Source organism: Deinococcus aerolatus (assembly GCF_014647055.1).
GTDB classification, from domain to species: Bacteria; Deinococcota; Deinococci; order Deinococcales; family Deinococcaceae; genus Deinococcus; species Deinococcus aerolatus.
Window position 1 is genome coordinate 131,480 of the sequence record NZ_BMOL01000010.1, and the last position, 24,999, is coordinate 156,478.

Annotated in this window: 26 protein-coding genes; 17 read left to right on the plus strand and 9 right to left on the minus strand. The window is 68.7% G+C overall.

Annotated features, from left to right (window positions below; genetic code table 11):
• Nucleotides 1–58 precede the first annotated feature (58 nt).
• From IEY31_RS11730 to IEY31_RS11745, 4 genes are read right to left on the minus strand one after another with little or no spacing between them, the layout of a single operon-like run.
• Entirely contained in the window at nt 59–373 is a 315-nt protein-coding gene (locus tag IEY31_RS11730; protein WP_188972141.1) for a hypothetical protein, read from the minus strand.
• Between the two features lie 9 nt (nt 374–382).
• Nucleotides 383–778, minus strand: a complete 396-nt coding sequence (locus IEY31_RS11735; protein WP_188972143.1) for a DinB family protein — start codon at nt 776–778, stop codon at nt 383–385.
• Nucleotides 775–1,287: a hypothetical protein gene (locus tag IEY31_RS11740; RefSeq protein WP_188972146.1), complete on the minus strand. Its 513-nt coding sequence runs from the start codon at nt 1,285–1,287 to the stop codon at nt 775–777. Before IEY31_RS11740 ends, IEY31_RS11735 begins: the two co-directional genes overlap by 4 nt.
• A 59-nt stretch (nt 1,288–1,346) precedes the next feature.
• On the minus strand, nt 1,347–2,081 hold the full coding sequence (locus IEY31_RS11745; RefSeq protein WP_188972148.1) for a metal-dependent transcriptional regulator: 735 nt from the start codon (nt 2,079–2,081) through the stop codon (nt 1,347–1,349).
• 113 nt (nt 2,082–2,194) lie between these two features.
• Here IEY31_RS11745 and IEY31_RS11750 point away from each other — a divergent pair, with 113 nt between their 5' ends.
• The 7 genes from IEY31_RS11750 (at nt 2,195) to IEY31_RS11780 (ending at nt 8,078) form a co-directional block, all read left to right on the plus strand.
• A complete protein-coding gene (locus IEY31_RS11750; protein ID WP_308424326.1) occupies nt 2,195–2,836 on the plus strand; it encodes an RNA polymerase sigma factor in 642 nt (213 codons plus the stop codon).
• Nucleotides 2,837–2,888: 52 nt separating this feature from the next.
• Complete coding sequence (locus IEY31_RS11755) at nt 2,889–3,146, plus strand: hypothetical protein (RefSeq protein WP_188972150.1); 258 nt, start codon at nt 2,889–2,891, stop codon at nt 3,144–3,146.
• Nucleotides 3,143–3,925 (plus strand): transcriptional regulator, encoded by a 783-nt coding sequence (locus IEY31_RS11760; RefSeq protein WP_229723535.1) that lies wholly within the window; start codon nt 3,143–3,145, stop codon nt 3,923–3,925. Before IEY31_RS11755 ends, IEY31_RS11760 begins: the two co-directional genes overlap by 4 nt.
• A 27-nt stretch (nt 3,926–3,952) precedes the next feature.
• Entirely contained in the window at nt 3,953–5,242 is a 1,290-nt protein-coding gene (locus IEY31_RS11765; protein ID WP_188972154.1) for a DUF1800 domain-containing protein, read from the plus strand.
• Nucleotides 5,243–5,296: 54 nt separating this feature from the next.
• Nucleotides 5,297–6,469, plus strand: a complete 1,173-nt coding sequence (locus IEY31_RS11770; RefSeq protein ID WP_188972156.1) for a DUF1501 domain-containing protein — start codon at nt 5,297–5,299, stop codon at nt 6,467–6,469.
• Nucleotides 6,457–6,975, plus strand: a complete 519-nt coding sequence (locus tag IEY31_RS11775) for a hypothetical protein (RefSeq protein ID WP_229723536.1) — start codon at nt 6,457–6,459, stop codon at nt 6,973–6,975. The genes IEY31_RS11770 and IEY31_RS11775 overlap by 13 nt, the downstream gene beginning before the upstream one ends.
• 95 nt (nt 6,976–7,070) lie before the next feature.
• Complete coding sequence (locus IEY31_RS11780) at nt 7,071–8,078, plus strand: LacI family DNA-binding transcriptional regulator (RefSeq protein WP_188972158.1); 1,008 nt, start codon at nt 7,071–7,073, stop codon at nt 8,076–8,078.
• A 7-nt stretch (nt 8,079–8,085) separates the two neighbouring features.
• Here IEY31_RS11780 and IEY31_RS11785 read toward each other — a convergent pair whose 3' ends face one another.
• On the minus strand, nt 8,086–8,442 hold the full coding sequence (locus IEY31_RS11785; RefSeq protein WP_188972160.1) for an FUN14 domain-containing protein: 357 nt from the start codon (nt 8,440–8,442) through the stop codon (nt 8,086–8,088).
• 221 nt (nt 8,443–8,663) lie between these two features.
• Between IEY31_RS11785 and IEY31_RS11790 the strand changes: the two genes are divergently transcribed.
• Entirely contained in the window at nt 8,664–9,233 is a 570-nt protein-coding gene (locus IEY31_RS11790; protein ID WP_229723537.1) for an RNA polymerase sigma factor, read from the plus strand.
• Between the two features lie 101 nt (nt 9,234–9,334).
• On the opposite strand, the gene IEY31_RS11795 is transcribed toward IEY31_RS11790, so the two are convergent.
• On the minus strand, nt 9,335–10,564 hold the full coding sequence (locus IEY31_RS11795) for a sensor histidine kinase (protein WP_188972164.1): 1,230 nt from the start codon (nt 10,562–10,564) through the stop codon (nt 9,335–9,337).
• 41 nt (nt 10,565–10,605) lie between these two features.
• Complete coding sequence (locus tag IEY31_RS11800) at nt 10,606–11,073, minus strand: molybdopterin-dependent oxidoreductase (protein ID WP_229723539.1); 468 nt, start codon at nt 11,071–11,073, stop codon at nt 10,606–10,608.
• 396 nt (nt 11,074–11,469) lie between these two features.
• Between IEY31_RS11800 and IEY31_RS11805 the strand changes: the two genes are divergently transcribed.
• From IEY31_RS11805 to dinB, 6 genes are all read left to right on the plus strand, one after another.
• A complete protein-coding gene (locus IEY31_RS11805) occupies nt 11,470–12,336 on the plus strand; it encodes a DUF4384 domain-containing protein (RefSeq protein WP_188972166.1) in 867 nt (288 codons plus the stop codon).
• 457 nt (nt 12,337–12,793) lie between these two features.
• The gene (gene pdhA, locus IEY31_RS11810) at nt 12,794–13,843 is read left to right on the plus strand and encodes a pyruvate dehydrogenase (acetyl-transferring) E1 component subunit alpha (RefSeq protein WP_188972234.1); all 1,050 of its coding nucleotides are present in this window, start codon (nt 12,794–12,796) and stop codon (nt 13,841–13,843) included.
• Nucleotides 13,840–14,847, plus strand: coding sequence for an alpha-ketoacid dehydrogenase subunit beta (locus IEY31_RS11815; RefSeq protein ID WP_188972168.1), 1,008 nt, complete (start codon nt 13,840–13,842; stop codon nt 14,845–14,847). The genes pdhA and IEY31_RS11815 overlap by 4 nt, the downstream gene beginning before the upstream one ends.
• A 213-nt stretch (nt 14,848–15,060) precedes the next feature.
• Nucleotides 15,061–18,135, plus strand: a complete 3,075-nt coding sequence (gene carB / locus IEY31_RS11820) for a carbamoyl-phosphate synthase large subunit (RefSeq protein ID WP_188972170.1) — start codon at nt 15,061–15,063, stop codon at nt 18,133–18,135.
• A gap of 283 nt (nt 18,136–18,418) precedes the next feature.
• A complete protein-coding gene (locus IEY31_RS11825; protein ID WP_188972172.1) occupies nt 18,419–18,856 on the plus strand; it encodes a nucleotidyltransferase in 438 nt (145 codons plus the stop codon).
• Nucleotides 18,857–18,897: 41 nt separating this feature from the next.
• Nucleotides 18,898–19,968, plus strand: a complete 1,071-nt coding sequence (gene dinB / locus IEY31_RS11830) for a DNA polymerase IV (protein WP_188972174.1) — start codon at nt 18,898–18,900, stop codon at nt 19,966–19,968.
• A gap of 153 nt (nt 19,969–20,121) precedes the next feature.
• Here the strand turns inward: dinB and pgi are convergent, their stop codons facing one another.
• Entirely contained in the window at nt 20,122–21,759 is a 1,638-nt protein-coding gene (gene pgi, locus IEY31_RS11835) for a glucose-6-phosphate isomerase (protein ID WP_188972176.1), read from the minus strand.
• A gap of 210 nt (nt 21,760–21,969) precedes the next feature.
• Here pgi and IEY31_RS11840 point away from each other — a divergent pair, with 210 nt between their 5' ends.
• Together IEY31_RS11840 and IEY31_RS11845 are read left to right on the plus strand one after the other, a co-directional pair.
• Complete coding sequence (locus IEY31_RS11840; RefSeq protein ID WP_188972177.1) at nt 21,970–22,170, plus strand: hypothetical protein; 201 nt, start codon at nt 21,970–21,972, stop codon at nt 22,168–22,170.
• Between the two features lie 161 nt (nt 22,171–22,331).
• On the plus strand, nt 22,332–23,819 hold the full coding sequence (locus IEY31_RS11845; protein WP_229723548.1) for a carboxypeptidase M32: 1,488 nt from the start codon (nt 22,332–22,334) through the stop codon (nt 23,817–23,819).
• A gap of 58 nt (nt 23,820–23,877) precedes the next feature.
• Here IEY31_RS11845 and IEY31_RS11850 read toward each other — a convergent pair whose 3' ends face one another.
• A complete protein-coding gene (locus IEY31_RS11850; protein ID WP_188972181.1) occupies nt 23,878–24,129 on the minus strand; it encodes a hypothetical protein in 252 nt (83 codons plus the stop codon).
• A 330-nt stretch (nt 24,130–24,459) separates the two neighbouring features.
• Between IEY31_RS11850 and IEY31_RS11855 the strand changes: the two genes are divergently transcribed.
• Entirely contained in the window at nt 24,460–24,849 is a 390-nt protein-coding gene (locus IEY31_RS11855) for a helix-turn-helix domain-containing protein (RefSeq protein WP_188972183.1), read from the plus strand.
• The last annotated feature ends 150 nt before the right edge of the window (nt 24,850–24,999 follow it).

A 24,999-nucleotide genomic window follows, 5' to 3' on the forward strand; every position in this document is an offset into this window, starting at 1 on the left:
TTCAGGTGCTGCGGCCGGGCTGCGATTTGGCCGGGGCGGCCCACGCAGCGGCCCGGCGCTACGGAAACGGCGCTTTGCCCTCGACCCAGCCCCCCTGCGGTCCCCCGGCCCAGTGCCATTCGCCGCCGCTGGGTCGGCGGGAGACCGCGGCCCTAACGGCGTTCAGCGGCACGCGGCGCGCGAAGCGGGTGCGGGCATGCCAGCCTGCCAGAAACCCGGTGGTCAGCGCTGCGGCCGGGTCAGCGGGCCGCAGGCCGCGCAGGGCGGCCCAGGCCCGGTTGACCGCCAGATCGAACAGGGCGTCCGGTGCGGCGGCAGCCGTCTGCTCGCCGCGTGGGCTGGCCTCGGTCAGGAAGGGGCGTTGCTCGGCCATGACCGGCCGCTACGCCAGGCGGACAGGGTTCGCCAGCGCGGCGATCTGTCCGGCGTGCCACGCGGTGTGGCGGGCATTCAGGCGCAGCGCCTCGGCCACGGTCATGTCCCCGTCGCTGAAGGTCAGGCGGGTGTGCAGCGCCTCCTCGCTCAGGGCGCGGGCGGCGTCCACCTCCCAGGCCATCAGGCGGGTCAGGCCGGCCGCGTCGTCGGGGGCGGGGGCGCCGGTGGCGGCGGCAATCTGCGCCCAGCAGTCGCGCTTGGTGGCGGTCAGGTGGCTGGTCAGCCAGCCCACGCGCGGGTGCGGCTGGCCGTCGATCAGGGCCAGGGCCGCCCGCACGCTTTCCCAGGGGGCGTGGTTGGCCTCGTCCAGCAGGGCGGCCAGATCGTTGGCGCAGAAGGTCATGCCCGCCCCGGTGGGCGCAGCACGAACGCCTCGCCGTCGCGGGTCAGGCGGCCCAGTTCCAGCATCCGGGCCGTCACGGCGCGGGCCTGGGCCTCGTCCAGCGGGCTGCTCTCGGCCAGGTCCTCCAGGGTGAACGCGCCGCCCTTGCGCCAGGCCAGGCGGTAGACCATGCGCTCCTGCACGTCGGGGCGGCCCTGCTGCGTCTGCTTACGCCCGAAGACGCGCCACACCGCGTAGCCTGCCGCCAGCCCGATCAGCAGCGCCAGCGGAATCAGGCGGGCGGCCTGCGCCGGGTCACCCACCTGCGCCCCCAGGGTCCGCAGCGCGTCCTGCGCCGCCGCCACCGCTCCGGCGTCCGCGCCGCCCTCGGTCAGCCGGCGCAGCGCTCCCCTGGCCCGCAGGTAGCCCATGACCCCGCCCAGATCGCCGCGCACGAAGACGACGCTGTAGGTCACCAGCGTTGCCGCCAGCCCTGTCAGGATGGAAAGAACCAGCCGTAATCCGTTCACAGGCCCATGCTAGGCCAAAAGGGTCAGGACAATGGTGCGTGGAGGAGAAAAGTCAGGTCTCAGAGAGATCGGTCTGGCGCGTAGAGGCCCACCTGGGCCGCCACCCCCAGCGACAGCGTGAGCCGCCCGCCTGCCGTTTCCCCGCTTGAAGGCAGCAGCTCGGCGCTGAGGGTGCCCAGCGCGGCGTCCACGCTCAGAATGCGCAGCCGCACGCCGGGGGTCAGGCCCGCCTGCACCAGGGCGCGCAGCTGCGCCGCGTCGGTGTCGGGCACCCGTGAGACTGTGCCGGTATCTCCGGCTGCCAGCTGTGACAGGCGGCGCTCGGCGCGTTCAGGCACCTCGCCCTCCAGCGTGGGAATGGGGTCGCCGTGCGGGTCGTGGGTGGGATCGCCCAGCCACGCGGCGATGCGGGCTTCGAGCCGCTCGCTCAGGGCGTGTTCCAGCCGCTCGGCTTCCTCATGGACCTCGTCCAGCGGCACGCCCAGCGCGCGGTGCAGAAACAGCTCCAGCAGGCGGTGGTGCCTCAGCACCTCCAGCGCCACCCGCTCGCCCTCGGCGGTCAGGGCCGCGCCCTGGTACGGCGCGTGCGACACCAGCCCCTGCTCGGTGAGCTTGCGCAGCATGCCGGTCACGCTGGCCGGGGCCACCTCCAGCGCGTCGGCCAGCGCCTGGGTGCTGACCTTGCCCGGCCCGCCGGCGGCGCGTTCGGCCTGCGCCCGGTCCGACTGGCCCAGCACGTACAGCTGCTTGAGGTAATCCTCGGCGGAGCGCGAGAGGGGAGTCCGGGCCGTCATGCGGCTAGTCTAGAACACGCCCACCCGGACCGGTGCCGGCCCCTGACCGCGCCGGCGTGCCGGACATCCGGGAACTTTCCGCCCCTTCGCGTCCTCCAAGGGACGAGGTGAGCTTGAGTGACCCCCCGGCCTCCAACCCAACCCCCTTCCGCGTGTCGGCCCCCGACGCGCCGGAAGTCTCCGGATCGCACTCTGCTGATCGGCACCCGGCCCACTTGGACCCCAGTGATCTGGAACTGGCCCGCCAGGCTGTGCGCGACGAGGCGGCCTTCGAGATGCTGGTGAGACGGCACGCCGCCGGGGTCTACCGTCTGGCCGCCGGTCTGGTGGGTCCGGGCGCGGCGGACGACGTGGTGCAGGACGTCTTTATCGCCGTTCACCGGGGGCTGAGAGGCTTCCGGGGCCAGGCGGCGTTCAGCACCTGGCTGCACCGCATCACGCTGAACGCCTGCCACAAGGCGCTCCGGGGCAAGGGTCACCCCACCGTGTCGCTGGAGGGCGGCCCCGAACCCGCTGCCCCCCACGATCCCGTCCGCGCCGGCGAGCAGGCTGACCTGCGGGCGCGGCTGGCCCAGGCCCTGCAGACCCTGCCGCAGGACCAGCGCGAGGCGGTCTCGCTGCGCGAACTGTCGGGGCTGGACTACGCCGAGATCGCCGCCATCACCGGGGCCGAACTGGGCACCGTCAAGAGCCGCATCAACCGGGGCCGCGCCGCGCTGCGGGCCTACCTGACCCGGGCCGGAATCAGACCGTGACGGCCCGCCCGGCACCGTTGCTGCCGCTTCTCACCCGCCAGAGGATTTGCCCATGAATGAACACGACCTCGATGCCCTATTGGCCCAGGCCCGCGCCCCGGCGCCCGCCGATGAGGGGGCCGCCGAACGGTTTCTGGACGGCCACCGCGCCCGGCGCTCGCGCCAGCGCCGAATGCGGGCAGGCACGCTGGCCACGCTGCTGGCCGCGGCCGCGGCGGTGGCCGGGCTGACCGTGCTGCGGCCTGCGCCGGAACTGCCGCCCAGCGCGGCGTACCAGGCGTACCAGAGCGCGTGGGGGGACGGCTGGTGAGCGGCGTGTGGCCCAGGGGCCTGCTGCTGGGCCTGCTGGCCCTGTCGGGCGCGGCCGGGGCCTCCGACGCCGACGAGTTGCTGGCCGCGCTGAAGCGGGCACGCATGCTGGAAGCGCGCGGCACGGTAGAGGTGACGGTGCTGTTCCCGCCGCGCGACACGCCCACCCGGACGGCGGCGGCGCTGCCGCGCGTGACGTTTCGCCCGGCCCTGCTGGCACGCAATTTTACCGTCAGGGGCGTGGGGATAGAGGCTGTCGCCAGCCGCCCTGCCGCCCGCTTCGAGCTGATTCCGAAAACCGGGCAGGCCGCCCGCTGGACGCTGTGGATCGATCAGGAATGGAACATTCCGCTGGCGTACCAAGAAAGCTTTCCGGACGGCAGCGTGGCCCGCCGCGCCGCGTTCGTGAAGGTCAATGCCAGACCCGTGGCGGTGCGGGTGACGCTGCCGTCCGCGCCTGACGGCCTGCGCCGCGCGCTGCTCACGGCCCTGCCGGGCCTGCGTCTGCCCGCCGGCATCCAGCCGGTGGAGGTCAGAAGCCGGCCCGGCGGCGGGCTGGAAGTCAGCCTGACCGATGGCCTGAACGTCTTTGCGCTGGTCGTTGCGTCCAGAGCCGTGCGCGCCGCGCCGGGCATCGCCTCGCGCCGGGTGGGGGGCGGGTTCGTGTGGCTGGTGGGCAACCTGCCGCAAGCTGCCCTGGACTCGGCGCTGGCCGGGGTCCGCCGCATGGACACGGCGGGCCTGGGAACTTTCCTGAAGGCCGACGCCTCTAACCCGTAGCCCCACGCCCCTGCAAGGAGAAGACCCGTGAGCCTGACCCCCCATCCCCACAACCTCAGCCCAGCGGACGCCGCGCATTTTCTGCGGCGCACCGCCTACGGCGCCACCGACGCCCAGATTCGCGCCCTGGTGGGTCAACCTGCCCGCACGGTGGCGAGAAATGCCCTGAACTTCGATGCCCGGACGGCCCCCGACAACCCGTTTGACCCGGCGGTGGGGGCCACCCCCGGCGCCATGCTGCAACTGACCCGCGCCGCGTGGCTGTTTGAATTGATGTACGGCCCGCACCCCCTGCGCGAGCGGCTGGCGCTGACCTGGAGCAACCATTTCGTGATCGGCACCGACAAGGTAAAGAACCACCCTGCCCTGGCCGCCTACCTGGGGCTGCTGCGCCGGCACGCGGCAGGAAGCAGTTTCGAGCGCTTCACGCTGGAGGTCTCGCAGACGCCTGCCATGCTGCGGTACCTGGACAACGACAGGAACAAGAAGGGCCGACCCAACGAGAACTTCTCCCGCGAGCTGATGGAACTGTTTACCCTTGGCATAGGCGAGCCCGGCAAGCCCAACTACACCGAACAGGACGTGCGCGAGGGCGCGCGGGCGCTGACCGGCTGGAGTTTCGAGGGCGGCGGCAACGTCAAGAACACCTATCTGAAGCCGGTGAGCGCCAGTTTCAATCCCAGACAGCACGACGACGGCCAGAAGACGTATCTGGGGCAGACCGGCAGGCTGGACTTCGGGGACGTGATTCGCATCGCCGCCACGCACCCGCAGACCGCCGTGTTCGTGTCGCGCAAGCTGCACCGCGCGTTTGTGGCTGACACGCCCGATGAGGCGGCCGTGCAGGGCAGCGCCGAAACCTTCCGCCGCACCGGCGGCAACCTCGGCGCGGTGCTGGAGGAACTGCTGTCCAGCGCCGCCTTTTACGCTCCCCAGCACCGTGCCAGCATCATCCGGGGGCCGGTGGAGTACATGGTGGCCGCAGTACGCACGCTGGGGCAGCCCCGGCTGGAGGCCCGGCAGCTGCTGAACCTGAGCCAGACGGCCGGCAGGATGGGTCAGATTCTGCTGCAGCCCGACACGGTCAAGGGCTGGGACGGCGGGCGCGAGTGGATCAACGACTCCACGCTGTTGACGCGCATGCAGGTGGCCGCCGCGTTGACGCTGGGCGGCACAGCCCCCCCGCCGGGTGCCGTGCCGGGCGACCTGGCGCTGTTCGGCAGCGAGAACGGCCCGGTGCAGGCTGCCCTGAACGGCCTGAACCCCAGACAGCGGCTGTATCTGGCGCTGGTCAGCCCCGAGTTTCAGCTGGCGTGAGCGCGGCAGCGCCGTCCACGCTCTTGTGTCCCCCTTCCGCACCCGAGGTTCCCTATGCCCGACAGACGTGATTTTCTGAAACTTTCGGCCCTGGCCGTGGCCGCCACCACCGGCATGCCCGGCTTTCTGGCCCGCGCGGCGGCCCAGGCGACCGGCGACCGGACGCTGGTGGTGGTTCAACTGACCGGCGGCAACGACGGCCTGAACACCCTGGTGCCCTACAGCAACGGCGCGTACTACGCCGCGCGGCCCAGCATTGCCATTCCAAAAAGGGACGTGCTGACCCTGACGCCCGATCTGGGCATGCACCCCGCCTTAAAGCCGCTGATGGGCCTGTGGGACGCCGGACAGCTGGCCTGGATGGAAAACGTGGGCTACCCCAACCCCAACCGCTCCCACTTCGCCAGCATGGCGATCTGGCACACCGCCGACCCCAGCCAGGCCGGCGCCGACGGCTGGATCGGACGGGTGGCCGAGAAGATCGGCGATCCCTTCTGCGCTTCCAACATCGGCGGCACCACGCCGCTGGCGCTGCGGGCCGACACCTTCAGCCTGCCCAGCATCGAGCGGGTGGACACCTTCGGGGTCAAGCTGCCGCAGGGGCTGGACGGGGCCTTTGACGCCATGCTGAACGCGCCGCGTGTCGGCGAGGCCGACTACCTGCTGCGCGCCACCCGCCAGATGATGAAAAACACCGCGCGCGTGCAGCAGAATGTCAAAAAGTACAGGTCCGGCGCGGCCTATCCGGAAAGCCGCTTCGCCGCGCAGTTGCAGGACGCCGCCCGCCTGATTGCCGCCGGGGTGGGCCAGCGCATCATCTACGTGTCGCTGGGCGGCTTCGACACCCACGCTGGGCAGCGCGCCGAGCAGGACGACCTGCTGGCCACGCTGGCCGCCGGGCTGGCGGCCTTTCACGCCGACATCCAGAAGCAGGGGCTGGCTGACCGGGTGGTGGTCATGGGCTTTTCCGAGTTCGGTCGGCGGGTCGCCGAGAACGCCAGCGCCGGCACCGATCACGGCAAGGGCAGCGTGATGTTCGCGCTGGGCGCGGGCGTGCGCGGCGGTGTCCACGGCAGCAGCCCGGACCTGGAAGACCTGTCGGAAGGCGACATCAAGTACCGCCAGGACTTCCGGGGCGTGTACGCCGAGGGCCTTCAGAAGTGGCTGAGTCTGGACGCCCGCTCGATTCTGGGCGGCGAGTTCACGGGGCCGGGATGGGTGGCCTGAGCCGTCCGGCACTGATCTCCCATCCGGGACTGGGCGTCCGTGTGGTGGGCGGCGGGCTGGCGGCGCTGGTGCTGCTGGCCGCTCCCGTTGCGCTGGCGATGCCCCGCTACCGCGCCCAGGCCATTGTTCAGCTCCATTACGACCAGGGCAACCCGCTGTGGGAGCTGGACCGCCGGGTGATGGCCTGCAGTTTCTGTCACGTCAACGAGGGCGGCGGTGCACCCTGGAATCCCTTTGGCGAGGCCGTCCGCGCAGGCTTCAGGGCCGACGCGGCGGCGGGCCAGCAGGGCAAGTTTGCCGACGTGCTGTACACCGTCCTGAAGGCCGATGCCGATGCGGACGGCGACGGCTACCCGGACGCCCTGGAAGTGTTCGCCCGTACCCTGCCCGGTGACCCGGCGAGCATGCCCGACAAACCACTGGCCGACCTGCAGGCCGAGTTCGCGGCGGCCGGTGGCGTGGCGCAGTACGCGCCCAAAGCGCAGAAGGCCGGAGCGGGCCGCTAACCGCCAGTGGGCGGCACAGGACGTGCGGGGCCGCAGCGCCGGGGGCAAAGTCGTGGAACCTCTTCCACCTTCCGGGGTATCCTGGCCCCCTGATCATGCGAAACCCCACCATTCAGGATGTCGCCCAGCGCGCTGGCGTGGGCGTCGGCACCGTATCACGGGTGCTGAACAACCACGCGGCGGTCAAGCCGGCCACGCGCGAGGCGGTGCTGCAGGCCATCGCGGCCCTTGACTACACGCCCAATCCGCACGCCCGGCGCATCGCGGGCGGCAAGAGCTACACCATCAGCGTGCTGCTCCCGGTTCTGACCACCGAGTTCTACACCAGGCTGCTGGACGGGCTGGAAACGGCCTTTCAGGAGGCGCGTTACGACGTGGCGATCTTCCCGCTGCTGGACCGGTCCCGGCTGGAGCGCTACCTGGCCTCGCACACGCTGGCGTACCAGGCCGACGGGCTGGTCATGGCAACGTACAACCTGACCAAGGTGTTTCACGAGCGCCGCCTGCGGACCCAGCAGCCCACCGTGCTGGTCGACGCCTACACCGAGGACGCCGACTGCTCGTACATGGACAATCTGGCCGGCGGGCGGCTGGCCGGGGAGTACGCCGCCACGCTGCCGGGGGCGCTGTACGCAATCTGGGTGGAGACCGAGCTGGACCAGCTGTTCACCACCCGCGTCTTCGAGGACCGCCGCGAGGGCTTCCGCCAGGCCCTGGCGGCGGCCGGGCGCGAGATGGACACGGAATACACCGCCAGTTTCGATACCCTGGCCGCCCGCAACACCGCCGCTGCGCTGCTGGACGACGCGCAGCGCAGGGAGGGCGGGCTGCCGTGCACGGTCTTCGCCTCGGCCGATCTGCTGGCGGGGGCGCTGCTGGACGAGGCGCGGGTGCGCGGCCTGACACCGGGGCAGGACGTGCGGATCATCGGTTTCGACGATCAGCCGTGGGCCGCCGCACGCGGGCTGACCACCCTGCACCAGCCGGTGGAGGCGATGGGCTACGAGGCCGCCCAACTGCTGCTGACGCGCCTGAGCGGGTTCCGCGGGCCGCCACGGGCACGCCGGTTCCAGCCGCACCTGATCATGCGCGACACAGCCTGAGCCGGGGCTAGCGCATCCGCAGGCCCAGCACGAAGCCCGCCGTGAAGGCCCCGGCGAACGGCAGGTTGGCCAGCAGCACCCGCTGCAACCACTCCCCGCCCTGTTCGCCGCCCCGGCGCAGGGCCGGTTCGGCCAGCGCCTGAAGCTGCAACCAGTTCACGCTGACAATGTCGAAATACGACAGCAGTTGCAGCGCGATGAACAGCAGGCCGACCACGATCAGCACGATGCGCCCCACTGCCTTGAGGGCCAGCGCGGTGGCAAAGCCCAGCAGCGCGCCCACGCTGAGGTCGGGCAGCAGCGGACGCAGGGCGTCAAGGAAGCCGGTTGCGGCGGGTTCGGTGGTGGTAGAAGGCGTGGTCATGGGCAGAGGGGTGGTCCGGGCGGCATGCTAGCGCGCCCAGACGGATTCTGGAATCCACGCGGGGCCGGTCGGCGGGCAGTGTGGCCCCCTGCCCCTGAGTCCCTGCCCTCTGAGTACGGACCCCGGACAATTCGTTCCCCTGCGGCGGACCGGGACGGTATGGTAGGCGTGACGTGACCCCGCCGACTGATCCCTCTGTCCCGCCTTCCGCGCCGGGGACCGTGCCCGCCGACCTCGTCTCGCCGGAGCTGCTGCAGCGGCTGACGGCAGGCGACGAGGCCGCGTGGTACGCCTTTGTCCAGGAGTACGAGGGCCGCATGTACGGCTACCTGTACCGCCTGGAAGGCAACAGTGAAGACGCGCTGGACCTGACGCAGGAGGTGTTTTACCGTGCGTGGCGCAGCATCCGCACCTTCCGGCCCGGCGAGCGGGTGCTGCCGTGGCTGTATCAGGTGGCGCGCAACACCCAGATTGAGTCTCACCGCCGCAAGCAGTTGCAGCGCTTCAGCCTGGAGCAGGCGCGCGAGGACGTGGGCTTCGAGGTCACCTCCGAGGCGCGGTCCCCGGTGCGGGCCGCCGAGAGCGCCGACGCCCAGGACCGCGTGCAGCGCGCCCTGCTGCAACTGCCCGAGGACTACCGCGAGGCGGTGGTGCTGCGCTTCGTGGAAGACCTGCCCTACGAGGACATCGCCCGCATTCAGGGGGTGGCGCTGGGCACGGCCAAGAGCCGGGTCTTCCGGGCCAAGGAGCAGCTGGCCGGGCTGCTCGCCGACGTGGCCGACGTGAACTGAGGCCAGCCGGTGCGGCCTGGAACCTTTCCCTGATAGGCCAGACCCGATAGGCGAGACACGACACGGTGGTAACCGGCCGGGCGCCGTCTGGCCAGAACAGTTCAGGCGGGCAGTGGATCGTCCCGCACCGGGGAGCGGGCGTCCAGCGGCAGGCCGAGCCGCACGGTCACGCACAGACCGCCGCCGGGCGTGTTTGTCAGGGCCACGTCGCCGCCGTGGGCACGGGCGTAGCGGCGTACCAGCGGCAGGCCCAGCCCCTGACCCTGGCCGGCGCGCAGGCCAGCCGGCCCCTGCTCGTAGGGCAAGAACACCAGCCGGTGCTGCTCGGCGTCCAGGCCAGGGCCGTGGTCACACACCTCAATCTCCGGCTGACCGTCCACCTTCCGCAGCGTGAGTTCAACCGGCCCCTCGGTGTACCTCAGGGCATTCTCGACGAGATTCTCGACGATCTGGCGCAGCCGGTCCCCGTCCACCGGCCAGACCAGCGGCACGGCCGGCAGACTCAGTTCCGTGCGGGCGCCCGCGAAGCGCTCCAGCAGGGGGCGCAGATCCTGCGGGCGGGGACGCAGGGTCACGTCCAGGTACAGGTCGTTCAGGCGGCTCAGGTCGGTGCGGCTGGCCAGCTGGGCGGCGCTGTCCTCAATCAGGCCCAGCAGATGCACACGCTGGTCATGGGTGTCGGCGTGCCGTAGCAGGTCGCTGGCCAGCATCAGCGACTGGAGCGGGCGGCGCAGCTCGTGGCTGGCCAGGTGCAGGGCCTCGCGCTGGCGGGCCTCGCGGCGGGACCGTCGGTCCAGCTCCGAGCGCCACAGCATCATCGCGCGCAGGGCCGACGTGACGCTCAGGAGCCCTGTAATCAGCGCCGTGCCCAGCAGAACGCGGCGCATCAGCTGCAGCGCCTCCACGTACTGACGCTCCATGGCCTTGGCGTACTGGGCGGCCTGGGCGTTCAGCGCCACAGCCTCCTTGGCAGCCTCAGCGGCAGCAGGGACCGTGGCCTGCTGCAGGTAGCGCTCGATGACCGCCAGCCTCGCCTCGCCGTAGCCCTCGATCTCTCTCAGCTGCGTGAACTGTGCTGGGTTACGCGCGCTGGACAGCGCCCGGTCACGCACTTCCAGACGCTCGGCGGCGCTCAGGCCCGGCGTCAGTCCGGCCACCTGGTAGGCCTGCACGTCCAGCGCCAGACCCTGGTAGGCGTAGGGGGACCAGCCGGTACCGTTGTGGATCAGCGCCTGATAGGCCGGCTGGGTGGCCAGTACCACCAGTGCCACGGTCAGCGCGGCGGGCAGCGCGGACAGCGTAATCTCGCGCGTGGCCACCGATAACCCCATCCGGCGGGGCCTGTGCCGGGGGCGACCGGGGGCGGCAGACGTCACGGCACCGGGCTCAGGCGCTCGGCAAACCATACCCACGCCGCGCTGTAGGGCGGGGTGTAGAAGCGCTCGGGCGTGCGCGGCAGCACCACCGTCAGCGGACCTTTCTTCAGCACCGGAATGGGCTGCCCGTCCATGTGGTAGGCCAGCATCACCGGCTCCTGCAGATAGTCCTGAGCGCGGATCGTCGAGACAAAGCCGTTGCTGGCGTGAACCCGCACGTCCCGGCCCACAAAGCCGCCCAGTGCTGCCAGATCGCGCAGCGGCACGCCCTCATACACGGCGTGCTGCTTCAGTTGCGGGTGGTAAGTGCTGTAGCGCACGGTGGGCAGCGCCTCCAGCTGCCGCAGCGTGAAGGTCTGCGGCCCATCCTGCCCGTCCAGCTGGAAGACCATCCGCTCATCCGGACGGGCCGGGGGCCGGGGCAGCGCGCCGCGCAGGTAGTTGAAGGGGCGGGCACCAGGCACCTGCGGAAGCGCCGGGATGGTCGGCGAGCCCCTCTTGGACTGGGCCGCCCCCGTCTGTCCTGGGGTTGTCTGGTCCGTTTTCTGATGGACGGCGCTCCGGGAGACCGCCGGGCCGGGCTGGTTCAGGCTCCGGGCGCCAGTCCCTGAGCCCAGGGCCAGGACGGTCAGCGCCAGCCAGGGGCCCGCCCAGACGTGGACGCGCCGGAAGACTGAATTGCATGGGGTCACCGCGCCATTTTAGCCGTCTGCCCACCAGGCCTCAAGGGGGCGCCTCTATGGTATCTAGCCTGGCACGGTGTCCAGCTTCAGAACCCTGAGTGGAAGGGGGTCAGGCATGAGAGGCAAATGCACGGCGCGGGTCAGCCCCGGATCATCCCGGCGTTCCACACTCGGGACATGAAACCTTTCCCCCTCCTTTCCAAGATCGCCCTCGGCCTCAGCGTCGCGCTCGCGGCGGGCCTGGGCGGACCGGCCCACGCCGCGCCCCAGATCAGCGCCCAGAGCATCATCGTCAACCCGGTGCCCACCACCGTGAACGTCAAGGTCTGGACGGACCGCGACAGCAGCGGCACCCGCACGCCGTCTTACCAGCCCGGTGACCGCATTCGCCTGTACGCGAGCGTGTCGCAGGACGCCTACGTGTACCTGTTCAACGTGGACCCCAACGGGCAGGTGGACCTAATTCTACCCAACCGCTACCAGGGCGGCGCGAACTTTCTGAAGGCCAACAGCGTCAAGGTGTTCCCGGCGGCGGGCGATCCCTTCACCTTCGACATCGCCGCGCCCTACGGCGTCAACAAGGTGCTGGCCCTGGCCAGCCGGACGCCGCTGAACCTGGACCAGATCGCCACCTTCAAGTCGGCCCAGAACAGCTTTGCCGACGTGAACGTCAAGGGGCAGCAGGGGCTGGCGCAGGCCTTGAGCATCGTGGTCACGCCGGTCCCACAGAACACCTGGGACAGCGCCACGGCGTTCTATCAGGTGGTGGCCCGTCCGGCGGCTGCCCTTCCCGCCGTGCCCACCCCGCCCGTTAACCCCTGGGGCGACGCGCGCAAGTGGCAGGTTGTGGTGGGCGTCTCCTCTGACCTGCGGGCGCTGCACGACAGCTACGCCGCGCGCCTGAAGGCCGAGGGCTACGTGCAGACCAAGCTGAAGATCAAGAAGAACGAGATCGAGAGCGAATACCGCCGGGGCAGCGATGAGGCCGAGTTGCAGGTCAAGCGCAAGGGCAACGGCGTGGAGATCAAGCTGGAACGCGACTGAGCGCCAGCACGTTCCAGCTTGAAAACACATACCAGACTGAAAAGAGGAGGCCCTGTCGGGCCTCTTTTTTTGTGCAGTGTTGCGGCCCCGCGCTGGGCATGAGGCGTGGAAGATAAACGGTTCAGTGTCCGCGCGGGGTCATCTGCTAGGCTGGCCGCATCTGATGTGCCCCACTGGAGCCTTGTTGCCGATGCCCCTGCCTGCCCAGCTGAACCGATTGCTTAACCAGCGCCGCGCTCCTTAGGGGCTGGCGTCTGCGCTGCCCCGCCGTGTCCGGGCGGCCTGTCTCCTTTGTTCCAGTTTGTTCCAGCGCTTCACCGGAGGTTGTATGACCCGTTCCCCGTCCACCCCCAAGCAGTCCAGGCCCAAACCGTCCAGATCCGCCGTCAAGGCGGACGCCACTCCCGCCGACGCAGCCTTTGACGTGGCCGCCGCCGCCTACGCGCAGGCTGGGGACATGTTCCAGCTCCTCGCGCCGGACGGCAGCGCCACAGGCGCGGGCGAGTTGCCTGACGCCGACACCCGCCTCCGCCTGTACCGCGAGATGCGCCGCGCACGGCACTTCGACGAGCGCGGCTGGGTGCTGTACCGCCAGGGCCGCCTGGGTGTGTTTCCGCCGTTCGGCGGCATGGAGGCCAGTCAGGTCGGCACCGCCGCCGCCCTGACCGCCGACGACTGGCTGTTCCCCACCTACCGTGACACCGGCGCGGCCCTGACGCTGGGCCTGCCGATTGCGCGGGCACTGGCGTACTGGCGCACCTCGCCGCACGGCTGGGCCATGCCCGAGAACCTCAAGGTGCTGCCCTTCTACATCCCGATTGCCACCCAGTACCCGCACGCGGTGGGCGCGGCGCTGGCCGAGAAGCGCAAGGGCACCAGGAACGTGGCGATGGCCTACATCGGCGACGGCGGCAGCAGCGAGGGCGACTTTCACGAGGCGCTGAACTTCGCCGGGGCGCTGGAAGCCCCCTGCGTGTTCATCCTCCAGAACAACGGCTGGGCCATCAGCGTGCCGACCCGCTCGCAGACCAAGGCCACCAACCTTTCAAAGCGGGCCGAGGGCTACGGCATTCCCGGCGTGCGGGTGGACGGCAACGACGTGCTGGCGACGTACCACGTCACGCGTGAGGCCGTCGAGCGTGCCCGCCGGGGCGAGGGCCCCACCCTGATCGAGACCGTGACGTACCGCGTCAAGCCGCACACGGTGGCCGACGATCCCAGCCGCTACCGCACCGACGCCGACAACGAGGGCTGGGACGCCAAGGACCCGGTGCTGAGACTGCGGACCCACCTGATGGCCGAGGGAATCATGACCGGGGAGTCAGAGGCCGCGCTGCTGAAAGAGGTGGCCGACGAGTTCGAGGCCGCCCTGAAGGAAGCCGACAGCTACCCGGACCCCGAACCGGCCGAGATTCTGGACCATGTGTTTGCCGAGCCGACGCCGCAACTGCGGCGGCAGCGCGAGCAGATTCTGAACGAACAGGGTTCCAGCGAGGAGAGCGCATGACCGCCACTGTTTCCAAAACCGACACCAAAACCATGACGATGGTGGCCGCCATCAACGACGCGCTGGACCTGGCCCTCCAGCAGGACGACACCGTGCACATCTTCGGTGAGGATGTGGGCGTGATGGGCGGCGTGTTCCGCGCCACCGACGGCTTGCAGGCCAGGTACGGCGTGGACCGGGTGTTCGACACTCCGCTGGCCGAGGCCGCGATCGTGGGCATGGGCATTGGCATGGGGCTGGCAGGCCTCAAGCCGGTGGCGGAGATTCAGTTCGCGGGCTTCCTGTACCCGGCGCTGGATCAGGTGCTGTCCCACCTGGGCCGCTACCGCCACCGCACCCGCAGCCGCTACCACCTGCCGATGGTGGTCCGCGCGCCCTACGGCGGCGGCGTCCATACGCCCGAACAGCACGCCGACAGCCCCGAAGCCATCCTGGCGCACACCCCCGGCATCAAGGTGGTGATTCCCAGTACGCCCGCCGACGCCAAGGGACTGCTGCTCTCGGCCATCAACGACCCGGACCCGGTGTTCTTCTTCGAGGCCATCAAGCTGTACCGCAGCGTCAAGGAAGAGGTGCCGGTGGGTGATTACCGCGTTCCGCTGGGCAAGGCCAGACTGGTCACCGAGGGCGACGACGTGACCGTGATCTGCTATGGCGGCATGGTGGAGGTGGCGCAGAAAGCCGCCGCCGCAGCTAGAACCGCCGGCATCGGCGTGGAGGTCATCGACCTGCGGACCCTGGTGCCGCTGGACACCGAGACCATTCTGGACAGCGTGCAGAAGACGGGCCGCGTCGTGGTGGTCACGGAAGCGCCCCGCACCGGAGGCTTCCACAGCGAGATCAGCGCCACCATCGCGGAGGAGGCCATCGAGTGTCTGCGCGCGCCGATCATCCGCGTGACCGGCTTCGACGCGCCCTACCCGCCGTTTACCGCCATCGAGGACGTGTACCGCCCGAACGCGGTGCGGGTGGCGAAGGCGATCAAGGCGGTTATGGGGTACTGAGGTACGGCAGGGCAAGGGCGGGAGAGACCAGGCCGGTCCCCCCGCCTCTCTGTGTGTGGGATGAGGCAGCCGGCTGAGCTCCCCCTGCTGTCTGTGGGCACTGGGCGGACCCTTGCTGGGGCAAGTTTTCCCGATGCAGGCAGTCTTGCGCCCTGCCTGCATAACCCTGTGGCCCCTTCCTCACCCGCAGGCGTGACATACTCCCTCTCTGGAATGCCCAAGCGTACTGACCTGAACACGATCCTAATTCTCGGCAGCGGCCCCATCCAGATCGGGCAGGCCGCCGAGTTCGACTATTCCGGGACGCAGGCGCTCAAAGCCCTGAAAAACGAGGGGTACCGCGTGGTGCTGGTCAACAGCAACCCGGCCACGATCATGACCGATCCCGATCTGGCCGACGCGACCTACCTGGAACCGCTGACGCCCGAGTTCGTGGAGCGGGTGATCATCAAGGAGAAGCCCGACGCCCTGCTGCCCACCCTGGGCGGCCAGACCGCGCTGAACCTCGCGATGCAGCTGCACGAACGCGGCACGCTGGCCAAATACGGCGTGGAGCTGATCGGCGCGGGCGTGGAGGCCATCAACAAGGGCGAGGACCGCGAACTGTTCCAGGCCGCCATGAAGAAGATCGGCGTGGAAACGGCGCGCGGCAAGATGGTTCACAGCATGGAAGAGGCCACCGAGTACCAGAAGGAACTCGGTCTACCGGTGGTGATCCGGCCCTCCTTCACGCTGGGCGGCACCGGCGGCGGCATCGCGCACACCTACGAGGAGTTCCTGCAGATCACCGAGGGCGGCCTGCGCGACAGCCCGGTGACCTCGGTGCTGCTGGAAGAGAGCATCCTGGGCTGGAAGGAATACGAGCTGGAGGTGATGCGCGACACCGCCGACACGGTGATCATCATCACCAGCATCGAGAACTTTGACCCGATGGGCGTGCACACCGGCGACTCCATCACGGTGGCCCCGGCGCAGACCCTCAGCGACGTGGAATACCAGCGCCTGCGCGACATGTCGCTGGCGATCATCCGCGAAATTGGCGTGGCGACGGGCGGCAGCAACATCCAGTTCTCGGTCAACCCGGTGGACGGGCGCGTGATCGTGATCGAGATGAACCCGCGCGTGTCGCGCTCCTCCGCGCTGGCGAGCAAGGCCACCGGTTTCCCGATTGCCAAGATCGCCGCGCTGCTCGCGGTGGGGTACACCCTCGACGAGCTGCCCAACGACATCACCCGCGTGACGCCCGCCGCCTTCGAACCGAGCATCGACTATGTGGTGACCAAGATTCCGCGCTTTGCCTTCGAGAAGTTCCCGGGCAGCTCGGATCATCTGGGTACCCAGATGCGCAGCGTGGGCGAGGTCATGGCGATTGGCCGCACCTTCAAGGAGTCGCTGCAAAAGGCGCTGCGCAGCGTGGAAAGCGACGTGCGCGGGGTCTTTGCCGCCATGTCACCGGACGAACTGCGCGCCCTGCTGTACCCCAACCCGCGCCGTCTGGAAGCGGTCATCGAGCTGCTGCGGCGCGGCGAGACCGTGGAACAGCTGTTCGACGCCACCAAGATTGACCCGTGGTTCCTGGGTCAGCTGCGCGAGATCGTGGCGGCCGAGAGCGAGATTCTGGAACTGGGGCCGATCCGGGAGTGGAAATACGAGTACTGGCGCGAGGTCAAGCGCCTGGGCTTCAGTGACGCCCGCATCGGCGAGATCGTGGGCTTGAGCGAGCTGGAGGTCCGCGCCCTGCGCAAGGAGGCCAAGGCGCTTCCCGTCTACAAGACGGTGGACACCTGCGCCGCCGAGTTCGAGGCGCACACGCCGTACCACTACTCCACCTACGAGTGGGAAGACGAGGTCACCCCCACCGACAAGCCCAAGGTGGTCATCCTGGGCAGCGGCCCCAACCGCATCGGGCAGGGCGTGGAGTTTGACTACGCCACCGTTCATGCGGTCTGGGCGCTACAGGACGCGGGCTACGAGACGATCATGATCAACTCCAACCCCGAGACGGTCAGCACCGACTACGACACGGCAGACCGCCTGTACTTCGAGCCGCTGACGTTCGAGGACGTGATGAACATCGTCGATCACGAGAAGCCGGTGGGCGTGATCGTGCAGCTGGGCGGTCAGACCCCGCTGAAACTGGCGCGGCGGCTGGAGGCGGCGGGCGCACCGATCATCGGCACCAGCCCCGACGCCATCGACGAGGCCGAGGACCGCGCGTCCTTCAACGCGCTGTGCGAACGCCTGGGCCTGCCGCAGCCGCGCGGACTGGTGGCGAAGACGCCGAACGAGGCGCAGGCCCTGGCCGAACAGCTGGGCTTTCCGCTGATGGCCCGGCCCAGCTACGTGCTGGGGGGCCGCGCGATGCGGACGGTGCGCAGCATGACCGAGCTGACCACCTATCTGGACGAGGTGTACGCCGCCGTGGAGGGCCAGCCGAGCATCCTGCTGGACCAGTTCCTGGAAGGAGCGCTGGAGCTGGACGTGGACACCCTGTGCGACGGCGAGCGCGCCGTGGTGGCCGGGATCATGGAGCATGTGGAGGCCGCCGGGGTTCACAGCGGTGACAGCGCGTGCGTGCTGCCCCCGGTCAGCCTGAGCGCCGAGCTGCTGGCCCGCGTGAAGGCCGACACCGAGCGGCTGGCGCTGGAACTGGGCGTGCGCGGCCTGATGAACGTGCAGTGGGCGGTCAAGGACGACGTGGCGTACATCCTGGAGGCCAACCCGCGTGCCAGCCGCACCGTTCCCTTCGTGAGCAAGGCCGTGAACCATCCCCTCGCCAAGAGTGCCGCCCGCATCGCCGTGGGCCACACGCTGGAACAGATCGGGCTGCTGGAGACACCGGTGCCGGCCATGTACTCGGTGAAGGAAGTGCACCTGCCCTTCCTGAAATTCGCGGGCGTGCTGCCGGTGCTGGGGCCGGAGATGAAAAGCACCGGCGAGAGCATGGGCATCGACAGTGACCCGTATCTGGCGTTCTACCGGGCGCAGTTGGGGGCCAAGAACAACCTGCCCCTGAGCGGCACCGCCCTGCTGCTGGGCGAGGGCTTGGATGACGTGGCCGCCACGCTGGAGGGCGCGGGCCTGACCGTGATTCGGGCGCAGGACGGCGACAAGCTCCCCGACTTGCTGATTGACGTGACCGAAAGCCGCCTGCTGAGAACGGCGCTGGAACGGGGCGTGCCCATCGTGAGTACTCGGGAAGCTGCCGAATGGACGGCGAAGGCCATCGCCGGGGCGAAGAATGTTGAACTCAACGTGACGAGCTTGCAGGAGTGGGTCAAGGGCTGAGTTGGGTGTAACAGAGGATTGACTAGGTTAAAAACACTCTGATTTGATGACCCTGCCCGCTCCCGCTTCGGCTTTTGCCCGTGGTGGGGGCGAGCGGGCGGGGGTGTGGGGGGTTTGGGGGCTGTCGCCCGCACGCTCTATACTCGCTGTATGACGTTGCGGCCTACCCTTGTCTTCACCACCCACGCCGAGGCCGCCCGCACAGACCGGGAGGCGAACTGGGCCAAAACGCCCCAGCAGCGGTTGGCGGAAGTGGAGTTTTTACGCCGTCAGAGGTATCCGGATGGAATTGCCCCCCGACTTCAGCGAACTCTTGAACTTGTTGAACGCCCACGGCGTTGAGTATGTGCTGGTGGGCGGCTACGCGGTAGGGGCGCACGGTTTCCCGCGTTACACCGGGGATATGGATCTGTTTTACGGACTGGGAGAGGCAAACACGGTGCGTCTCTCGGCGGCTCTGGAGGACTTTGGATTGCCTTGTCCAGCGGCCCAACTGAACCAGGAAAACGTGATGTTTCGTCTGGGCGTCAAACCCGTCATGGTCGAGTTCATGAGCGAGATTACGGGGGTGACATTCGCGCAGGCGTGGGCCAACCGGGTGGTGTGGGAGCTGAACGGCCTGAGCGTCCCCATGATTTCACTGGCCGATCTGCGCGTGAACAAGGCCGCGACAGGACGGCATAAGGATCTGGCCGATCTGGAAGAATTGCCGGAGGAATGAGGCTTGTTTTTCCGTTACGTCCCTCGCCGTAAACTGCCCGCATGTCCACCCCGCGCAAGATCATTCATGTGGACATGGACGCCTTCTACGCGTCGGTGGAGCGGCGTGACGACGCGCGGCTGCGCGGGCGTCCGCTGGCGGTGGCCTGGGGCGGACGGCGCAGTGTGGTGTTAACCGCCAGCTACGAGGCGCGACCCTTCGGCGTCCGCAGCGCCATGCCGCTGTACCGGGCGCTGGAACGCTGTCCGGACCTGCTGGTGGTGCCGCCCCGTTTCGACGCCTACCGCGAGGTCAGCGCCCAGATTCGCGCGGTGTTTGCCCGCTATGCGCCGCTGGTGGAGCCGCTCTCGCTGGACGAGGCGTATCTGGACGTGACGGCTCCGTTGCGCGGCGGCCCCAGCGCCACCCGCATCGCCGGGGCCATTCGCGCCGAGATCCGGGCCGAGACGGGCTTGACCGCCACCGCCGGAGTCAGCGTCAACAAGTTCCTGGCCAAGCTGGCCAGCGGCATGAACAAGCCCGACGGTCTAACCGTGTTGCTGCCGCAAGAGGTAGACGGATTGCTGGCCTCACTCCCGGTGGGTGACTTTCACGGCATCGGCCCGGCCACCGCCGCCAAGCTGACCGCGCGGGGCATCCACACCGGGGCGGACCTGCGCGCCGCCTCGCCCGAACAGCTCTCGGCGCAGTTCGGCAAGAAGGGCGAGCATTTCTGGCGCATTGCCCACGGCCTGGATGACCGCCCGGTGGACCCGGACCGCCCGCACAAGAGCATCGGCGCGGAGGAAACCTACGGCGACGATCTGCGGAGCGTGGACGCGGTACTCACGCGCCTGCCGGTGCTGGCGGAGGCGGTGGAGCGCCGGCTGGCGCGGGCCGGGCTGGCGGGGCGCACGGTGGTTTTGAAGCTCAAGTTCAGTGACCGGGCCATCGTCACCCGCCGCGTCACGCTGCCTGCCCCGGTCCATCTGGCCCCCGATCTGGCCCGCGCCGCCGCACGCTCGCTGACGCCAGAGCTGCTGTCCGGGCGGGGGGTGCGGCTGGCCGGGATCACGGCAGCGGGCCTGTGTGGACTGGGGGAGAGGCCCGCACAGCCGGGGCTGTTCGACTGATACGGACTCCGAGCGAAGGGTGTTGAAAACACCTGAAACTCCGAGCGGAGCGAGAACGAGAAAAACGGGTTCCGGGCGTGGAGTGGAGTGCAGGGACCGGCGCTGTCCCGATTCCTGCACTCCACTCCACGCCCGGAACCCGTATAGGGTGGGCTAGCGCCGGTCCCGGTAGCGCCGGATTAGCGTGTTGGTACTGCTGTCATGCTCCAGTTGCGGCTCCGCGCCCGGCTTCAGCTCTGGCACGATCTTTCCGGCCAGCACCTTGCCCAGCTCCACACCCCACTGGTCAAAGGAATTGATGTTCCACACGGCCCCCTGCACGAAGACCTTGTGCTCGTACAGCGCGATCAATGCGCCCAGTGTGCGCGGCGTCAGCCGGTCGGCCAGAATGGTGTTGGTGGGCCGGTTGCCGTCAAACACACGGTGCGGGGCCAGCGCCGGGTCCACACCCTCGGCCAGCACGGCGTCCAGCGACTTGCCGAAGGCCAGCGCCTCGGTCTGCGCGAACACGTTGGCCATCAGCAGGTCGTGGTGGGGCGGGCCGTCGGGTGTGGGCAGCGGATTCAGGGTCTGACAGAATCCGATAAAGTCGCAGGGAATCAGCTGGGTGCCCTGGTGAATCAGCTGGTAGAAGGCGTGCTGGCCGTTGGTGCCGGGCTGACCCCAGATCACTGGCCCGGTCTGGTAGTCCACCGCCTGCCCGTCTAAGGTGATGTGCTTGCCGTTGCTCTCCATGTCCAGCTGTTGCAGGTAGGCGGGGAAGAATTGCAGGTACTGGTCATACGGCAGCACGGCGTGGCTCTGCGCGCCAAAGAAATTGTTGTACCACACGCCCAGCATTCCCATCAGCACCGGGAGGTTGCCCTCCAGCGGCGCGGTGCGGAAGTGTTCATCCATGTCGTGAAAGCCGGCCAGCAGCTCATGAAACCCGTCCGGGCCGATGGCGAGCATCACGCTCAGGCCAATCGCGCTGTCCATGCTGTAGCGCCCGCCCACCCAGTCCCAGAACCCGAACATGTTGGCGGTGTCGATGCCGAAGTTCTGCACGGCGCCCTCGTTGGTGGACACGGCGACGAAATGGCGGGCGACGGCGGCCCTGTCCCCCAGCGCCGAGAGCAGCCAGACGCGGGCCGAGGCCGCGTTGGCCATCGTCTCCTGCGTGGTAAAGGTCTTGGAACTCACGATGAACAGCGTCTCGGCGGGGTCCAGATCGCGGGTCTTTTCCACCAGGTCGGTGCCGTCCACGTTGGAGACGAAGCGCATGGTCAGGTCGCGCTGGGCGTAGTGCTTCAGCGCTTCATACGCCATCACCGGCCCCAGATCGCTGCCGCCGATGCCGATATTGACGATGTTTTTAATCGGTTTGCCCGTAAAGCCCGCCCACTGCCCGGCCCGCACCGCACCGGCGAAGGTCGCCATGCGGTCCAGCACCTCATGCACGTCCGAGACGACGTTGTGACCATCCACCATGACCGTGGCTCCCCTCGGCTGGCGCAGGGCGGTGTGCAGCACGGCGCGGTTCTCGGTCACGTTGATGCGCTCTCCGGCGAACATGGCGTCGCGTTTTTGTTCCACGCCCGTCTCGCGCGCCAGATTCAGCAGCAGGGTCAGCGTCTCGTCTGTCACCCGGTTCTTGCTGTAGTCCAGGTAAAGGCCCGCGGCCTCGGCGTTCAGCCTTTCGCCGCGCTGCGCGTCATGGGCAAACAGATCGGCCAGCAGGGTGTCCTTCATCATCCGGTGGTGCCCGGTCAGGGCCGTCCAGGCGGGCAGTTCGGTCAGGGTGGTGGGCATCGTGGACCTCCGTGGTGGTGGGGTGGATTTGGGAAATGGGGCTGTCGAGAACCGTTCGCCGGAGCATAGCGCCCCCGTCACGGGGCGGGGAGACCGGGCGAATCGGGGCCGCAGATGGGCCTGAGGCCCGGTGTCTTAACCGACCAGAGACGGATTCCAGCGGTCTCTGGCGTCAGAGTGCTGTGCCAGCCGGTTTTCTAGACTGCTTCCATGATCAGGTCTTTCGACGCAGACAGAAGGTGGACCCTTCAGGAACAGGCCGTGCTGGCCAGTCCTGAGACCCACGAGTGCTCCCCTCCGCTGCAGGTCTGTCCCGAGAGCCTGAACCGCGCCCTGCTGGCCGAGGAACACCGCCAGATTCTCAAACTGGTGGGCCGCCTGCGCTGGGCCAGCGGAGGCGCCAGAAACTGAGCCGGGGGGCTGTCTGCCCAGGCACAACGAGCGATCAGCGAAAGCAGACCCCACTGGCCCCCGACATTGTTCGGGCGCTACCCTGTCGGTCTATGACAGCCGCATCCACCTCAGCACCCGGCGCCGCGTCCCTGCCTGAACCTGCCCTGCCCGGGCCGTCCATGTCCGAGCTGCGCCGCCATCTGGGTCAGGTGTCTGACCTGGGGGCGGCGGCGTCGCTGATGTCCTGGGAACAGGAAACCAGCATGCCCCCGGAAGCAGCCCGCGTGCGTGGCCTGCAGCTGTCCACGCTGGCGGGCCTGGGCCACGGGCTGTTCACGGACCCGCAGACCGGGGCGTTGCTGGACGCCGCCGCGCCGCAGAATGAGACGGATCAGGCCATCGTGCGCGTGACCCGGCGCGACTACGACAGGGCCACCCGACTGCCCACCGCGTTCGTCGAGGAGCAGACCCGCGCCCGGAACGAGGCCCATCACGCCTGGATCGCGGCCCGCAGGGCAAGTGATTTTGCAGGCTTCGCGCCGTACCTGGAACGCATGATGGAGCTGGCCCGCCGCGAGGCCGACCTGCGCGGCCACGACGAACACCCTTACGACGCCCTGCTGGACAGCTACGAGCCGGGGATGCGGGCGGGGGCCGTGAAGACCATCTTCGCGGATCTGCGTGACCGTACCCTGCCGCTGCTGCGCCGCATCACGGCGGCGGACGACGCGGCGGATTACGGCGTGCTGACCCGCCCGTTCCCCGCCGAGGCGCAGAAGACGTTTGCTTGGCGGGTGGCGGGCGAGGCCTTCGGACTGGAAGGCTCTTTTGCCCGCCAGGACGAAAGCGCCCACCCGTTCATGACCAACTTCAGCCGCTCGGACCTGCGCATCACCACGCGGGTGGAACCGTACTGGCCCGCCTGTCTGTTCGGCACCTGGCACGAGACGGGACACGCCATGTACGAGCGTGGCGTTTCGGATCGCTGGGAGCGCACCCCGGTTTCAGGCGGCGCGAGCCTGGGTGTCCACGAGAGCCAGTCACGCCTGTTCGAGAACCTGCTGGGCCGCAGCCTGCCGTTCTGGCAGCGTTACTTTCCCCTGCTGGCCCAGGCCGCGCCGGACGTCACCGCCGGGCAGGACGCCCGGAGCATGTACCGCGCCGTCAACCGGGTCAACCCCAGCTTTATCCGGGTAGAGGCCGATGAGGTCACCTACAACTTCCACATCATGCTGCGCTTCGAGCTGGAACTGGCGCTGCTGGAAGGCTCGCTGAAGGTGGCCGAGTTGCCGGAGGCCTGGAACGCGAAGATGCAGGACTACCTGGGCCTGACCCCGCCCGACGACGCGCGGGGCGTGTTGCAGGACATCCACTGGTCCGCCGGACTGATCGGCTATTTCCCCACCTATACCCTGGGCAATCTGCTGAGCGTGCAGCTGCTGGAAGCGGCGCAGGCCGACGCGGCGGTTGCCGCCGGCATCCAGAACGCCCAGTACGCGCCGCTGCTGGCGTGGCTGACCGACAGGGTCCACCAGCACGGACGCAGCCTGACGCCGGGCCAGATCACCGAGGGGGCCACCGGCCGTCCGCTGAGCGCCGATCCCTACGTGGCGTATCTGCACAGAAAATACGGGGAGATCTACGGGCTGGAGACGGCAGAACAGTAGCGGCACGAGAACGGCCCGGCACCTGTCGTCCGGGCCGTTCTCCCTCCTGCCTTCACACTTAAACTGCGTGCTTGCGTTCGGCCTGCGTGATCAGGTAGGCGCGGGCCGCCCCCAGCCAGCTCTGGGCCAGGGCGGTGTTGGGGTGACGGCGCTCGCGCAGGGCGTGCGTGCCCCGGCTCAGCTGTCGCTCAATGCGGCGCACGGCCACCAGACCGCCGTCGTTCTCGACCTCAATCAGGGTGTTCAGAACGGTGGTGGGGTGAACGTAACCCACGCGGATGCTCTCGGCAATTGTGTCCAGTGCGCGCATGTGGTGGACTCCTTCCAGCCTGAGGGGCCGCGAGGTGGGTTGGGACGGGAGACGAATCTGGAGAAAAGCTCTTGCTGATTACGACTATAGCAGAGCGGTGGGCGGCGGTGCAAGAAGTTGGTCCCCCGGATTCTGTATTGACCGTATTGATGGGGGGTGTTACACTCCAACCAAGGCTGCCCGATTCTGCCCACAGGCAAACCGCCCCCAGGGGCTGGGGTCCACGGGCAAAGCGCAGTCCCAGGCGGCACGCCGAATCTGTTTTCCGTGTTCAGCACGCGGTCAGAAAGCAGAGACGGTGAGGCCAAGCCGCAGCCAAGGAGGTGACACATGAAATTGCACGAAAGACTCCGCGAACTCCGTAGCGAACGCGGGCTGCGGCTCAAGGACGTCGCCGAGACCGCCGGGATCAGCGTCCCGTACCTCAGCGATCTGGAACGGGGCCGTACCAACCCCAGCCTGGAAACCCTGCAGACCCTGGCCGGTTCCTACGCCATCACAGTTCATGATCTGCTGGAGGGCGTCGAGTTCTACGGCGCGTCCACCGAGGGCTCCATGCCCAAGGGGCTGGCCGATCTGGTGGCCGACCCCACGCTGGGCGCGCAGATCACGCCCGACTGGGTGCAGACGCTGTCGCGTATCGAACTGCGTGGCAAGCGTCCGCGCGACAAGGGCGACTGGTACGAGATTTACCTGCACCTCAAGCGCATCCTGAACTGAGGTTCAGGTCAGAAGTGGAAGGCCGGAGCCGTGGTGCTCTGGCCTTTCTCGTTTTAGGTCTGCTTGAGCCGGAGAAGCGGCGTCTCATACGAATCCCGGTTAATTTGTTACACGAGGCCACCAATGGAAGAGGGTCAGGGAGCGCACCCG

Excerpts from the sequence above, each read along its gene's own strand:
- IEY31_RS11730 (WP_188972141.1), bottom strand. The coding sequence starts at position 373 with ATGGCCGAGCAACGCCCCTTCCTGACCGAGGCCAGCCCACGCGGCGAG.
- IEY31_RS11735 (WP_188972143.1), bottom strand. The coding sequence starts at position 778 with ATGACCTTCTGCGCCAACGATCTGGCCGCCCTGCTGGACGAGGCCAAC.
- IEY31_RS11745 (WP_188972148.1), bottom strand. The coding sequence starts at position 2,081 with ATGACGGCCCGGACTCCCCTCTCGCGCTCCGCCGAGGATTACCTCAAG.
- IEY31_RS11755 (WP_188972150.1), top strand. The coding sequence starts at position 2,889 with ATGAATGAACACGACCTCGATGCCCTATTGGCCCAGGCCCGCGCCCCG.
- IEY31_RS11770 (WP_188972156.1), top strand. The coding sequence starts at position 5,297 with ATGCCCGACAGACGTGATTTTCTGAAACTTTCGGCCCTGGCCGTGGCC.
- IEY31_RS11775 (WP_229723536.1), top strand. The coding sequence starts at position 6,457 with ATGGGTGGCCTGAGCCGTCCGGCACTGATCTCCCATCCGGGACTGGGC.
- IEY31_RS11780 (WP_188972158.1), top strand. The coding sequence starts at position 7,071 with ATGCGAAACCCCACCATTCAGGATGTCGCCCAGCGCGCTGGCGTGGGC.
- IEY31_RS11785 (WP_188972160.1), bottom strand. The coding sequence starts at position 8,442 with ATGACCACGCCTTCTACCACCACCGAACCCGCCGCAACCGGCTTCCTT.
- IEY31_RS11795 (WP_188972164.1), bottom strand. The coding sequence starts at position 10,564 with ATGGGGTTATCGGTGGCCACGCGCGAGATTACGCTGTCCGCGCTGCCC.
- IEY31_RS11805 (WP_188972166.1), top strand. The coding sequence starts at position 11,470 with ATGAAACCTTTCCCCCTCCTTTCCAAGATCGCCCTCGGCCTCAGCGTC.
- pdhA (WP_188972234.1), top strand. The coding sequence starts at position 12,794 with ATGTTCCAGCTCCTCGCGCCGGACGGCAGCGCCACAGGCGCGGGCGAG.
- IEY31_RS11815 (WP_188972168.1), top strand. The coding sequence starts at position 13,840 with ATGACCGCCACTGTTTCCAAAACCGACACCAAAACCATGACGATGGTG.
- carB (WP_188972170.1), top strand. The coding sequence starts at position 15,061 with ATGCCCAAGCGTACTGACCTGAACACGATCCTAATTCTCGGCAGCGGC.
- IEY31_RS11825 (WP_188972172.1), top strand. The coding sequence starts at position 18,419 with ATGGAATTGCCCCCCGACTTCAGCGAACTCTTGAACTTGTTGAACGCC.
- dinB (WP_188972174.1), top strand. The coding sequence starts at position 18,898 with ATGTCCACCCCGCGCAAGATCATTCATGTGGACATGGACGCCTTCTAC.
- pgi (WP_188972176.1), bottom strand. The coding sequence starts at position 21,759 with ATGCCCACCACCCTGACCGAACTGCCCGCCTGGACGGCCCTGACCGGG.
- IEY31_RS11840 (WP_188972177.1), top strand. The coding sequence starts at position 21,970 with ATGATCAGGTCTTTCGACGCAGACAGAAGGTGGACCCTTCAGGAACAG.
- IEY31_RS11845 (WP_229723548.1), top strand. The coding sequence starts at position 22,332 with ATGTCCGAGCTGCGCCGCCATCTGGGTCAGGTGTCTGACCTGGGGGCG.
- IEY31_RS11850 (WP_188972181.1), bottom strand. The coding sequence starts at position 24,129 with ATGCGCGCACTGGACACAATTGCCGAGAGCATCCGCGTGGGTTACGTT.
- IEY31_RS11855 (WP_188972183.1), top strand. The coding sequence starts at position 24,460 with ATGAAATTGCACGAAAGACTCCGCGAACTCCGTAGCGAACGCGGGCTG.